The 14,058-nt window shown below is 41.3% G+C and carries 9 protein-coding genes; 6 read left to right on the top strand and 3 right to left on the bottom strand.

Annotation, left to right across the window (positions count from 1 at the left end; translation table 11 throughout):
* From SJY39_RS26605 to dinB (SJY39_RS26595), 3 genes are all read left to right on the top strand, one after another.
* A complete protein-coding gene (locus SJY39_RS26605; protein WP_390243112.1) occupies window positions 1–4,086 on the top strand; it encodes a hypothetical protein in 4,086 nt (1,361 codons plus the stop codon).
* Between the two features lie 581 nt (window positions 4,087–4,667).
* The gene (dinB, locus tag SJY39_RS26600; RefSeq protein ID WP_390243110.1) at window positions 4,668–5,717 is read left to right on the top strand and encodes a DNA polymerase IV; all 1,050 of its coding nucleotides are present in this window, start codon (window positions 4,668–4,670) and stop codon (window positions 5,715–5,717) included.
* A 180-nt stretch (window positions 5,718–5,897) separates the two neighbouring features.
* A complete protein-coding gene (gene dinB, locus SJY39_RS26595; protein ID WP_029189287.1) occupies window positions 5,898–6,899 on the top strand; it encodes a DNA polymerase IV in 1,002 nt (333 codons plus the stop codon).
* Window positions 6,900–6,994: 95 nt separating this feature from the next.
* On the opposite strand, the gene SJY39_RS26590 is transcribed toward dinB (SJY39_RS26595), so the two are convergent.
* Complete coding sequence (locus tag SJY39_RS26590) at window positions 6,995–8,929, bottom strand: ATP-dependent DNA helicase RecQ (protein ID WP_010439066.1); 1,935 nt, start codon at window positions 8,927–8,929, stop codon at window positions 6,995–6,997.
* A gap of 145 nt (window positions 8,930–9,074) precedes the next feature.
* Between SJY39_RS26590 and SJY39_RS26585 the strand changes: the two genes are divergently transcribed.
* From SJY39_RS26585 to SJY39_RS26575, 3 genes are all read left to right on the top strand, one after another.
* On the top strand, window positions 9,075–9,548 hold the full coding sequence (locus SJY39_RS26585; protein WP_016784781.1) for a GreA/GreB family elongation factor: 474 nt from the start codon (window positions 9,075–9,077) through the stop codon (window positions 9,546–9,548).
* Window positions 9,549–9,635: 87 nt separating this feature from the next.
* Window positions 9,636–10,412, top strand: coding sequence for a YggN family protein (locus tag SJY39_RS26580; RefSeq protein ID WP_016793090.1), 777 nt, complete (start codon window positions 9,636–9,638; stop codon window positions 10,410–10,412).
* 313 nt (window positions 10,413–10,725) lie between these two features.
* Complete coding sequence (locus SJY39_RS26575) at window positions 10,726–12,087, top strand: sodium-dependent transporter (protein ID WP_016768331.1); 1,362 nt, start codon at window positions 10,726–10,728, stop codon at window positions 12,085–12,087.
* Window positions 12,088–12,259: 172 nt separating this feature from the next.
* Here SJY39_RS26575 and lipA read toward each other — a convergent pair whose 3' ends face one another.
* Both lipA and lipB read right to left on the bottom strand, forming a co-directional pair.
* Window positions 12,260–13,225, bottom strand: a complete 966-nt coding sequence (lipA, locus tag SJY39_RS26570; RefSeq protein WP_010439078.1) for a lipoyl synthase — start codon at window positions 13,223–13,225, stop codon at window positions 12,260–12,262.
* A 4-nt stretch (window positions 13,226–13,229) separates the two neighbouring features.
* A complete protein-coding gene (lipB, locus tag SJY39_RS26565; RefSeq protein WP_010439081.1) occupies window positions 13,230–13,889 on the bottom strand; it encodes a lipoyl(octanoyl) transferase LipB in 660 nt (219 codons plus the stop codon).
* Window positions 13,890–14,058: the final 169 nt, after the last annotated feature.

Genomic DNA, 14,058 nt, shown 5'->3' with positions numbered 1-14,058 from the left:
GTGCTTGATTGGGCTAAGTTTGAACATGTAGCTGGAGAGCATCCTAACGCGCATGCATTTAGTTTTGAAAGCTTATGTAGAGGAATTGTCGTTCGACAATTTCGAAATCATGGGCCAATTAAAGAGTTAAAAAATCAACCAGGTGTGGAGTTCCATCTTGAGCTCAATAGTGATGACCCTAGATTGGGAACAAAAGGGTTAAAGGTTGGATGGCAATGCAAATGGTTCCAATATAGAAGTGATGGTGGCTTAACTACTGAGGCAAAGAGCCAGATTGAACACTCGCTGAATACAACGAAAAAACATTTACCAGATTTAAATGTATGGATTCTTTGGACACATAAAACCTTAGCGAAGGCTGACCAAACTTGGTTCTATGATTTACAAACAAAATACGGATTTACATTACATCTTTGGAATGAAAACGACTTAGAGTCTTATCTCTCAGGACCAGCAACAGAGTTAAGGGCTAATTATTTTGGAGAGCTGGCTTTAACACCAGATATGTTAAATGAGCAACATACGAATTCAGTGGCTCCGATTAGAAGTCGTTGGATTCATGAAGTTCATCAATCTACAGGCGTAGAGCGAGATATAAGAAGAGTGCTCGGTGAACCTAGCGCATGGTCTGATATATATACTGCAAAAGTTAAACTAGACGCTTATTTATCAACTATTTCTGAGTTAGCTAGGCATGAGGATTATGTAGATTTTTCGTCTGATTTAGAAGGGTTCATAGCCTTTTGTAAACAGGTTATATCTAGCTGTAAGGTCTTTGAGTCTACAGTGTCAGGCAGAGAAATAGGTAGAATTGCGAACTTTGCTCAATCTTCAGAGCAGACAAAAAACATAAGTCAGTTACTAAGGTTAACAAGAAGGCAGAACCTACCGCTTTCTCTTTATTTAACCAATGCTAATGCAGTTATCAAAGACATTAAGAAGCTGTTGTCAGAAGCTTTAGAACTGTTCTCTCATCAACTAATAGCTGTTATTGGTAAAGCTGGCAGAGGTAAAACACAATTAGCTGCTGAAGTTACAAGCCAAAATGATGACAGGCTAGCTGGAATATTTCTTCACGGAAAAAAACTTCGTAAGGGAGGAACACTTGATTCTCTGGTTGAAAATATGTCCTTTGCCTCTAACAAAGTTAGATTGTTTGAATCGTTGCTTTCGGCTATAGATTCTGCAGGAGAAAGAAATCGTTGCCGAGTTCCAATAGTTGTTGATGGATTAAACGAGGCTGAAGACCCAAGAGAATGGAAGAACTTATTGGCAAGCATAGAGACTGTACTACCACGATATCCGAATGTAGTACTCGTCTGTACATTACGAGATGGATATCAGTCTCGGAAACATGTAGGTGCTGTCAGAGCTAATAGTTCATCAAGAGAAGGGTTTGCGCAGCAAGCGCTCCCCAATGATTGCTTTGAGTTACTATTAAAAGGGTTTAGTGACGAAGTAACTGTCCAAGCTATAGATGCATACTTTAGATATTATAAGATTAGTGCTAATCCCATTGCAGCTCCGCAAAGTTTCTTCAGCCACCCGTTAAACTTAAAAATTTTTTGTGAAGTTACGAATCGATCAAGGAAGACTCGAGTGGTGGTTCAAAGTTTTCCATCATCCATATACTCATTGTTTAAAGAGCAAGTCACACATATCGGAAAGACTATATCTGAAATGACCAACCTGTCTATCAGGTATACAATTACTGAGGTAGAAAACGCAGTCTACTACTTAGGCGAAGCTCTGTGGGAGGCTAACGGTAGAGGTGTTTTAGAAAGAGACTTTTTGCAGAAGTATAATCCACAGTCGACAGATTGGGACAGTAATATTGTAAACTTGCTATCTCAAGAAGGTTTTATATTCAGAGATCTGGTTCGTCGTGGAGAATATCGCTTAAGCCCAGCGTATGACCGCCTAGGTGGATACATTATAGCTTTCTATTTAATGGAGCACTATTGTCTAAATCGAGACGTATCGCTATTCAGTTCACAAGAATTTTTAGAGAAAATTTTCGAAGATGTGACTTTGCAGCATGAGCTGTCAGAGGACATCCTACATGCACTTGTCGCTATTGCACCGCAGTATAATCTGCCACATATTTGGCAAATAGTTCCTTCAACTTACAAACATGAAGCTCTAAGTTTGTCGCATTTGATTGAACCTAATTACATTTGTGATGAAACAGTATGCGAATTGAAAAGCTTAATACTAAATGAAGGGTTGAAACGAAAATACATTGAATCTTTAGGAGACGTACGATTCGCAATATCTCACCCTCTAAACGCAAAGTTTCTAAGTGATGTATTGTTAGACATGTCGATGGTGGACAGAGATCTTTCATGGGGAGAGTACTTTAGAAGAAACCATGATGAATTGATAAAAGGCATTCGATTTAGAGCAGAGCGTTGGAAAAATAGAGAGTTTTCAGATCCAGAAATAGAAAAACTAAGGCTAATTACAACGATTTGGTTCCTTAACTCAGTCGTAACTGAGCTAAGAGATATTTCAACTGAGGCTTTAGTCTACTATGGAGTGCACAACACTAAGAGTTTCCTAGAAATCGTCCAACCTATTTTAGCGGTAGATGATGAATATATCTTAGAGCGGATAATTGCCGCATGTTATTCAGTAATCTGTATATCTTTGGACAAATCTGAAAACTTAAGTGAGATAGAAGCGTTTAGTAAACACATAGTAGCTAATTTCTTCAGTCATGATTCGAAGTACGCTACAACAAACATATTAGTCAGAGAGTATGCGTCATGTTTGGTAAGGCGTACGAAATTAGAACCTCAAATTAGAATTAATGAATCAGAAGTTAAAGCGGCTACTGAACCTTTTGATCAAATGCCCAGAAGTCAATGGAATGAAGAAAGCACTGATGGCCTGAGCGGACATTTATCACCTCTTAAAATGGATTTCGAGAACTATACTATTGGTCGCCTAGTTAAAGATCGTAGTAATTATGACTATGAACATGAGGCTTACGCGAAAATTCGTAATCAGATATTGTGGAAGGTATATGATTTGGGATGGAGCGAGGACAAATTTGGTAACTTAGACAATCAAATTTCTTCGAGCGGTTATCACCGCAGACACGAAACTGCAAAAGTAGAGCGCTATGGGAAAAAGTACTCTTGGATAGCGTACTACCAAATGGCAGGAAAACTACTCGATTCGAAACAGTTGGAGTTCTGGGGGGGAAGGTTTATAGAAGGAATTGACCCTTTCTTTCCTAGTAAAAGCTTAAAAACCTACCCTCTTAGCAAAAAAATGTACTTGGGTGATGAAGTATTAACTACAGAAGAATGGATTAACCATTCGGGAGAGCCAACTCTGGCTAATCTCAGCGATTGTACAAGTATTGAAAATGAAAACTGGATTTTGGTTGATGCCTTCATAGTCGAGGAGTCTAAGGAATCAAATCGTCATTTCTATGCTTCCATAAAATCATTTTTAATCTTCGAAGAGTCATTGAAAGACTTTGATTTTGACAGCGAGGAATCTAGCAAATTGAGGTTCCCAGAAACCGCCAAATTATCTGACGTTTATCTGGGAGAGCTTTATAGTTCGTGGAGTAAAAGCCTCGAACCTCTAGTTATCGAGGAAGAAGATGGTGAAGAAGAAATAGAAGTTGAATCAAACGTGTTTTTTGATGGAAGTGCTTTTGTAAGTACAACTGGAACCCATACAATGACTGTTCCTAAATACAAGGAGCATTCGCTAAAAGATTTTATCATCGAGTATAGTTGGGAACATTCAAATGGTAGTTTTTCTATGCCAATACTTGCGCCTAGTTTTGTTAATGAGCATGGGCTTAAGTTTGATTGTGAGCAGCTTTGTTACTTCAAAGATGGACATCAAATCTCAAAGTATATAGTTGAAGATCTAGATGGATATTCTAACTCTCGGCAAAGATTCTACTTGGAAAAGGAATTTTTAACTGCTGCACTGAAATCTAGTGGCTTAAGAATAATAACTCGGATTCAGGGTGAAAGAAGAGTTTCTGACGTCGGGTATAATGGGGATTTTGCGTACAAAGGTTTTGAAAGTATAGACTTTCTGAGAGCTAATTATTGATTGGAGAGGGAATGCGTAATACATTCCCTCTGCTATTTTTAGTGGATGAACAAAAATGTGCACTAAGATCGAGGTTTTGCTGTACCTCAGGTAATCCGCGAAATGCTAATTTAGCAAAGTCACTTACACGTTTCTGTCCAAAAACGAGCTAGAGCAAACACCAAAAGGTGTGCCCAGTTTTTGGGTTAGCAAGGAAATGCATCCCCCTCGACTTCAAGCATGTTGCCATATGAGAGAACCAAACAAGCCTCAGATTCCCATTCAGCGTAATGCCTCTAGTAATTCCTGCTCTTTGCTGTTGGCTGAAGAGAGTAACTGTTCGAATGTTACTTGGGGAAGTAACGGTGCTCATGTCTATGAAGATGGTTTCGGAAGGAGCCTAAGAGTACTTGATGAACTCCAACTTGGGGCATTAAGGAAAAGGATTATTTCGTCTTTTTCATATAGATAGTTGAACAATGGCATCGTTAGATTCTTTTGCTAGTACTGTATTTGAATTGCTATAATGCTGTACAAATACACAGTGCAAAGGTATTGGAAAGGTTTATGCACCTAAACCATTCAAAAACATCGATTAAAGTATGCGAAAAATAATTCACATTGATCTCGACAGTTACTATGTCTCTGTAGAAGCAAGGGACAACCCCTCTTTACGTGGAATTCCTCTAGCTGTTGGAGGGAAAAATGGTCGCGGCGTTATTGCAACGTGTAGCTATGAGGCGAGAGCTTTTGGTGTGCGTTCGGCTATGTCTACAGCAAAAGCATTACAACTTTGCCCAAGCTTAACGGTAGTGTCTGGAAATATGGAAAAGTATAAGGCGGTATCTAGGCAAATCCATGAAATATTTAGACGGTATACGGATGTAATAGAGCCACTGTCGTTAGATGAGGCATATTTAGATGTCACTGGTTCTAATTTGTTTCAAGGTTCAGCAACTTTAATTGCAGAAGACATACGTAAATCTATTCAAACGGAATTGAATTTAACGGCTTCAGCAGGAGTTTCCCCATTAAAGTTTGTTTCTAAAGTCGCTTCAGATGTGAATAAGCCTAACGGTATATGTATTGTCCCACCTTCTGAAATCCAAACTTTTATAGACGAATTAGAACTAGGGAAAATAAATGGTGTTGGGAAGGTGACGTTAGAGAAATTAAACAAACTTGGCTTGTATAAAGGGGAGGATATTAAGAATTTCGATAAAAACACTTTGATTTCAAAATTTGGTAAATTTGGGCATACGCTTTGGCAAAGGTGCAATGGTATTGATGATAGAGATATTGTTGTTGAAAGGGTAAGAAAGTCAGTAGGGGTTGAACGGACATACCTAAATGATATTCATAGCCTGGATGAATGCATACTTGTAATAAAGCCTTTGTATGTCGAATTAGAGCAAAGGTTAGAAAAATCGCTTGCAGATAAAGTGATCACGAAACTCGGTGTGAAGTTAAAGTTCAACGATTTTCAACAAACAACGGTTGAACATAAGTATGATGAAATGGATATGCAGTTTTTTATCAAGTTATGTGAAGAAGCCGTTGCTAGAAGTCATGGACGAAGTATACGTTTAGTCGGACTAAGTGTTGGTATTGAACCCAAGGAATCAACTGATCAATTACAACTCCCTTTGTGATTTTTGTAAGTGGATTTTTAAGAAAATGCCCATTTTTTACATAAATTTCTCAGATTTTTTTGTAAGGGGGAGTTGTAAGTGAAAATTTGTATCTAACTCTATGTTATAAATGCTTATTCACTAACTCAGCTAGTTAAACTTACATTTTTCACCCACAAGTTAAATACCGCAGCTGTAGAAATGCGAGATAACCCGTCTTATCGGAATCGACCGCTCGCAGTGGGTGGTCATGAAAAACAGCGCGGTGTTTTGAGTACGTGTAATTACGAAGCGCGAAAGTTTGGTGTTCGTTCTGCAATGCCGACAGCTAAAGCTCTACAACTGTGCCCTGGTTTGCTAGTTGTTCCAGGAAGGATGCCGGTCTATGTAGAGACCTCTAAAAAGATTCGTGAGATATTTTCTCGATATACATCCATCATTGAACCTCTGTCTTTGGATGAAGCCTTTCTTGATGTTACGGATTCGAAGCAGTGTCTTGGTTCAGCAACATTGATTGCGGAGTCGATTCGTCGTGATATTTGGAATGAACTCAACCTGACGGCTTCTGCTGGCATTGCCCCAATAAAGTTCTTGGCGAAAGTGGCTTCAGATCTGAACAAGCCCAATGGTCAGTTTGTTATTCCGCCTCAAGACGTACAAGCTGTTATTGACGAATTACCACTCGAAAAGATTCCCGGTGTTGGTAAGGTGAGTATTGAGAAGCTGCATCAATCGGGTTTCTTTACTTGTAAGGACATTAAAGAATCTGACTATCGAGACTTACTACTGAGGTTTGGCCGCCAAGGTGCATCACTTTGGAAGCGTAGCCACGGCATTGATGATCGAGAAGTTATCATTGAGCGAGAGAGAAAGTCGGTAGGCGTAGAACGTACCTTCACTCAGAACATATCAACATATGCTGAGTGTTGGCAGGTGATAGAAGATAAGCTATTTCCTGAACTTGAAACTCGTTTAGAAAAAGCCAGTCCAAGTAAAGCGATTATCAAGCAAGGAATTAAGCTCAAGTTTGCTGATTTTCAACAAACCACTATTGAACACATCCACGCCTCTTTAGATCGCGAACACTTCAAAGAACTGTTAAGTGAAATACTGAAAAGACAACAGGGGCGAGAAATACGCCTTCTTGGTTTAAGCGTAATGCTGCAACCCAAAGACCAAATGCGTCAGTTGAGTTTCTTTTAGGGGAAGGCGTTGAGAGCTTGAGTTTAGAAGTGCTGGTGTTTGAATACCGACTAGACTTCACAGCCTAATCGGTTTATCTAAATATGGAAGTTGGCTTACCTAGGAAGCTGTTTAACTCGCGCTAAGGTATCACTGAATGGCTGTTGTTCTAATTTTCCGTAACCCACCATTTTATTGGCTTTAAGCTTGGTTGAAAGCGGGGTGGCGATTCCGCATAGAAAACGAGTAATGGCTTCGTCGGTAATCAATTGTTGACTCTTAGATACGAACTCATGAATCCATGTCATCACAGTCTCATCGTCAACCGATTCAACATCGACAGTTGGTAGTATTGCAATTTCTCCTCGACATACAGAGCAGTGACCACAGTTTGTTGGCGCTTTGTCATCGGCAAAATAGCTCGCAAGACGAGAGCTTAGGCAAGTATCGCCTTCAAAGAAACTCAGCATTTGGTTAAGACGGTTGATTTCACTGTTTTCTTTCGCCTTAAATAGCTCAGTTAGACGTTCCGACAGTTGCATCATATCTTCAGAGGTATTGTGGATTGTATACACATCCGTGATCTGCTTACTTTCTAGCTCAATCCAGCCTTGTTCATTAAAGTAATCGATAGCCGCAACAACACGCTGACGATCAGCCTGGAAGTGTGTCCACAACGCATCGAAATCAACTTGGCACCAAACTCTCGCTTGAGGAGAACATTGGAAAATTGCTTCTACGAAGTGTCGACGTTCTCCTTGAAACTGCTCCGTGATCTGCTGCTTAGGGCGAATGAACTTAAACTTATAATCAGCAAAGTAGCTGTATTTAGGCTCAATCACACCTTCAATTTCGAGATACACCAGTAGTGTTTTGAGCGGTAACTGACGAATGTTGGACTCTCGCGATAGTTGGTTGAGCATGATTTCCCATTGGTTCGTGCCAGAAGCACCAATGTTCTGGTTTTCGTATATCTCTTTTAAGACCGCTTGAATGGATATGTTGTCTGGCGTGTCGCCAAAGACAAAGTTCTCTAGAGTACTTAGGCCATACTTGTTGGCGAGTAAAATACATTCAGATGGCTGACCATCTCGTCCTGCTCGTCCAATCTCTTGCGAGTAATTTTCTATCGATTTTGGTAGGTCGAAGTGAATGACTCGTCGAATATTTGATTTGTCGACACCCATTCCAAAAGCAATCGTAGCCACAATACAGTTCACTTCGTTATTCATGAATTGTTGTTGAATCGTATCTCTATTTTCTGGCTTAAGACCCGCATGATAAGCTACGGCGTTAATGCCAGCATTACGAAGCTGTTGAGCTACCATTTCTGCCGTTTGCTGAAGAGTGACATAAACAATGGTTGGCGCTTGAGATACCTGGTTAACGACATTACACAAGGTTTCTAGCTTATTAGTTTGCTCACAAGGTTGAATCGATAGGTCGAGGTTTTGACGATAGAAACCCGTGACCACAACACGCTCTTCAGCGATCTCAAACTTAGATTTCATATCTTGGATAACAGATGTTGTTGCGGTTGCTGTGAGCAGCAATACTTGAGGAATATTGAGCTGTTTTTGGTATTGAGGCAGCTTCAAGTAGTCTGGTCTGAAGTTGTGCCCCCATTCTGAAATACAGTGCGCTTCGTCGACCACGAGTAACGAGATCGGTACTTGGGAAATAAACTGACGAAAGCGTTCATTCTTCAGGCGTTCGACCGAGATCATCAGGATCTTGGTGTCTCCGTTACGTACCGACTGCATCACTTGTTGGGCGGTTTGCCTGTCTTGGCTTGATTCGATGGCGGCCGCGCTTATGCCTTTGCTGTGCAAGAAGTTGAGCTGGTCTTTCATTAAGGCTAACAGTGGAGATATCACTAAGGTTAAGTGTGGTAGCTCTAGTGCTGGTAATTGATAGCAAAGCGACTTGCCTGAGCCTGTAGGGAATATCGCGGCAGTAGAGTGTCCAGATAGAACATTATCAATGACTTGCTTTTGCCCATTACGCAGTGAGTCGAATCCGAATACTTGTTTTAACTTCTGCTCAATCATTTATGCTCTACCTGAGTTATTAAGTGTCGTATTGATGCTAAAGCGGTCACCTCTCGATGATAGCGCTGCTTTATGAATCAAATGTCTTGCACCTGATTGTACCTAATTCTATTCTGTAGCTCCTATAGAAAAGCACTTCAAAAGTATGAATAAGTCTGAGCTTCTACAAATAATCATAGAGCAACTTGAATCCCGATTACGTATCGCACAATCTGCGACTCAACGCGCCATTGACGCTGCGACAGATGAAGAGACAGTACCTGAGCATAAGTACGATACATTGGCACTAGAAGCTTCATATCTTGCCCATGGTCAAGCGATGCGAGTGCAGGAGTGTGAAGATGATATCCAGTGCTACCGAAATCTCGTCTTACGAGACAGTGAAAAGATTGCAGTAAGCAGCTATGTTGTGGTTATTGACGAAAATGATGAATGTAAACACTTTTTCATTGGGCCAAGAGTCGGAGGACTTTCTGTCGCGTGGAATGATAATGAGGTTGCTATCGTAACGGTGAACGCACCTTTTGGTCAGGCTCTAATGGGTAAAGAAATCGGTGATGAGGTTGAGTTCATGGTTGCTGATAAGCGATTTTTCTATGAAGTGGTATCGATTGACTGAATATTAGACCAATAAATATAAACGTTTCTCTGACAAAGAAGCATAAACCAAGGGTATAGTCATTAGTCAGATTAATGAGAGGATGTTATGAAAAGCAATGTATTTACGAAAAACAATGTATTAATCGCATCGTTAACAGCGGTAATCTCTTTTGTGAGCCTGCCAACTTTTGCTGCCCAGTGTCGAGTTGATTTGAAGAATGAATTACGAATTGATGATCAAAAAGTCGAAATCCATCAAGTAAACGGTGATACAGCGATTCTCGATGGCAACAACGATCTTTATATTCATGGTGAAAAGGTGGCACTTGATGCCGTTCAACAAGCGGCGATTGAAAAATACCGCGACAGCATGAATGAGTATTTGCCTCGTGCAAAACAAATGGCGAATGACAGCTTAGCCTTGGCGAATGATGTTATTGATGACATCGCTGCCAGCCTAGATTCTCCAGAGTCGTTTGATAATGTAAAAGAATCAATGAAAACGTACTTTGCTGAATTAGAGTCTCGTTACTATAAAGATGGCGAGTTAGTCCTGCCGGCTGACAGTTTCGATTCTATGGCCAATGGCTGGTCTGAAGATTTCGAAAAGGCTAAGGAGATCTTTAACCAAGAGTTTATCTCAAGTGCCTTTAATGCGATGTCTGAAAAGATGAAGCAAGACGGTGGTTTAAACCTTACCGAATTGGCTGATAGTATGGCTGAATTAAAGCTTAAAGTTGAAGAGCGGATGAAAGAGCATGCTCAACAAATGGAAGAGGAAGGCACTGAGTTCTGTGATTCTCTTGATGAGATGGCAGAACAAGAGAAAGAATTGCATGAAATCATCCCTAACCTAAAAGACTATCAAGTATTCACTATTTAATCTGAATTTAACGATGAAGAATAAGAGCACCGGTTGGTGCTCTTTTTGTATGTGTGTCTTTATGGATGTAGGTGTTTATGGAGCTATGGGTTCAGCCGCACGAGCAACTAACTCGAGATACTCTATTTTTCTTAGCCCGCATCTCGTTTTGTCGTTATCCAGTAAACGATAAGACCAGTTATTTGTTAACTATGTGGTTATAAATAGCGTATTGATTGTAAAAATTAGAGAATTGTTCATTTATTAGTTGTGCCTATCATTGCTTTTTATTACTGTACTCCTCAACTAGTTCACTGATTTTTGTGCGGGCAATATGGATCAACAATCATCCTCTTCAAGAGAGCATTTCAGCTCTCGTTTAGGTTTTATTTTGGCAGCGGCGGGGGCAGCTGTTGGTTTGGGTAATATTTGGGGGTTCCCAACTCAAGTTGCCAGTAACGGTGGTGGTGCCTTTCTTCTTGTCTATTTGATCATGATCTTCGTAGTTGCCTTCCCTATGCTGGTGGTTGAGATGGCGATTGGCCGTCATGGTCAAGCAAATCCTGTCGATAGTATGCGCTCGTTGACCACTAGCCCTTTGGGTAAGAAAGTCGGTGAGTTTGTCGGTTGGGTCGGATTGAGTGTGCCAAGCGCCGTGTTGGCATTTTATAGTATTGTTGGTGGCTGGTTGATCTGCTTCCTAATTGGTGCTGTCGCTGATCTGATTGGTCTGGAGGCTGCTGCGGATTGGTTTAAAGGCTTCAGTGTTGAGCGAAATGTATTTGGCACTGTCGCATTCTATGTGCTGACTATTTTGATTGTTCAGGGCGGTGTTAAGCAAGGTATCGAGAAATGGTCGACTCGTTTGATGCCTGCGCTGTTTGTTTTGTTTGGTTTATTGTTTATTTACATCATGACGCAATCTGGCGCGATGGAAGGTCTAAAACATTACCTAGTTCCAGACTTCGAGAAAGTGTGGGATAGAAAACTGATTCTGGCGGCAATGGGACAGGGGTTCTTCTCGCTCACCATTGGTGGTTGTTCAATGTTGGTTTATGGCTCTTACTTAAGCAAGAAAGAGAATTTACCAAAAATGGCAATGAACGTTACTTTAGTTGATACAGCTGTTGCTTTTATTGCGGGTTTAGTTGTGATGCCAGCAATGTTTGTTGCGATGCAAAAAGGTGTTCAAATCTACGCTGAAGATGGCTCATTATTAAGCTCTGATACGCTAGTATTCACGGTTCTGCCTTTGATGTTTGACAGTTTAGGCGTACTTGGTCAGATCTTCGCGATTGTCTTCTTTTTGTTGCTAACGATTGCCGCGCTGACTTCATCGATTTCGATGCTGGAAGGGCCTGTAGCGCTAGTGAGTGAGCGTTTCAATACCAGACGAACACCAACGAGTTGGGTGATTGGTGGTGTTATTGCACTGTTCAGTGTGGTGATTGTTTACAACTTTGCCGCGATGTTTGGAATGGTTGCGATGATAGCGACTCAGTACCTTCAACCGGTTGCTGCACTGATGTTTTGCCTATTTGGTGGTTGGGTATGGAGCCGAGCTTCAAAAGTGAAAGAGCTTGAGCAAGGTTGCCCTGACTTCCAATTGGGTTGGTTTGGTAAGGTTTGGCCAATGTATGTGAAGTTCGTGTGCCCAATCTTAGTGGCGACGGTTATCTGGGCTTCATTTGGTTAACGCAGAGCTCATCTGAACCTAAACACTCAGAACTTGAAATGTTAAGCACAAAGCCACTCATAGGGAGTGGCTTTGTTGTTTCGATATGAAGGTATAGCTGAATTTGCAAGATAGAAAAAAGGCGCTGAACATAATAGTCAGCGCCTTTGTATTTTTAGTTAAGTAATCGTGACTACTTAATTTCCATACCTTGTGCTTGTAAGTCTGCATGGTAAGAAGAACGTACAAACGGGCCACAAGCTGCGTGAGTGAAGCCTAGTTCTAGAGCAATTTCTTTCAGCTCATCAAACTCTGAAGGTGGCACGTAACGTTCAACGGGTAAGTGGTGACGGCTTGGCGCAAGATATTGGCCAAGTGTTAGCATCGTTACACCATGTTCACGAAGGTCTTTCAGCACTTGAACGATCTCTTCTTTCGTCTCACCAAGCCCCATCATCACACCTGACTTCGTTGGAATGTCTGGGTGCTGCTCTTTGAATTTTCTCAACAGATCGAGAGACCACTTGTAGTTCGCGCCTGGACGAGCTTTACGGTATAAGCGCGGCGCTGTCTCTAGATTGTGGTTAAAAACATCTGGCGGGTTGTCTTTCATTAGATCAAGTGCAACGTCCATACGACCACGGAAATCTGGAACCAGTGTTTCAATGCGAATGTTTGGATTCTGTTCGCGAATTTCACGGTTACAGTCAGCAAAGTGCTGAGCACCACCATCACGCAGGTCATCACGGTCAACCGAGGTGATTACTACATACTTCAGTTTCATATCTTTAATCGTCTTAGCCAGTTTCTTCGGCTCTTCTGTTTCAGGAGCAACAGGACGACCATGGGCAACATCACAGAAAGGGCAGCGACGAGTACAGATAGCGCCAAGAATCATAAACGTTGCCGTACCGTGGTTAAAACACTCGGCTAGGTTAGGGCAAGACGCTTCTTCACAAACTGAGTGCAGGTTGTTTTTACGCATTGCTGATTTGATTTCTTGGATACGATGGCTGTCTGAAGGAAGTTTAATCTTCATCCATTCTGGCTTACGTAAAACTTCTTTCTGTTCAGCAGGCATATTCTTTACGGGAATTAATGCCATTTTGTCAGCGTCACGATATTTAACGCCTTTTTCCATTTGGATTGGTTTGCTCATGATTTTATGCTTCTGCTGTAATGTTACTGGTGGCCTGAATGTCTACTTGGTCATAGCCGAGTAGCTCTACGAGCTCTTGTATTAACTGTTGCTCAACGTTTTCTAGTTCACTTGGCCCGCCGAGTTGGCTTACCTGCGCCATTTCCATCCCTTGGTAACCACACGGGTTAATACGAAGAAATGGAGACAGGTCCATATCGACGTTGAGTGCTAGCCCATGGAACGAACAGCCACGTCGAATACGCAATCCAAGTGAACAGATTTTCTTGCCATCGACATAAACACCAGGAGCGTCAGGTCGGGCAGATGAATCTATATTGTAAGCTTTCAGAGTATTGATTACGAGGTTCTCGATATGAGTCACCAAATCGCGAACTCCAAATTTCTTGCGGCGGATGTTAATCAGAAAGTAAGCGACTAACTGACCTGGACCATGATAAGTCACTTGGCCACCGCGATCGCTTTGTATCACAGGGATATCACCAGCATTTAATACATGCTCAGCTTTACCTGCTTGTCCTTGAGTGAAGACAGGGTTGTGTTCAACCAACCAAATTTGGTCTACGTCTTCTTCCGTGCGTTCGTCTGTGAACTTATGCATGGCTTTCCACACAGGTTCGTAATCCTGACGGCCTAATTTTTTTACGATTAGCTTATTTTGCAAAGCAGCACTCCCTCAAGGATTAATAAAGTGAACGCATTATAAACGCGAAACATGATTCTAACTACAGACGGACTGCAAGGTTTTTCAACTTTCTTTGTATTTATTGAAAATTAAGTTGAATGTTTTGGGTGCTGATAGGTCGCTTTAAACAAAAACAGCGGCAATAAGC

Origin of the sequence: Vibrio sp. R78045, assembly GCF_042466085.1 — a bacterium.
Lineage (GTDB): Bacteria > Pseudomonadota > Gammaproteobacteria > Enterobacterales > Vibrionaceae > Vibrio > Vibrio cyclitrophicus.
The sequence above is the reverse complement of the archived record's forward strand: the minus strand, read 5'-3'. Positions and strand labels throughout refer to the sequence as shown.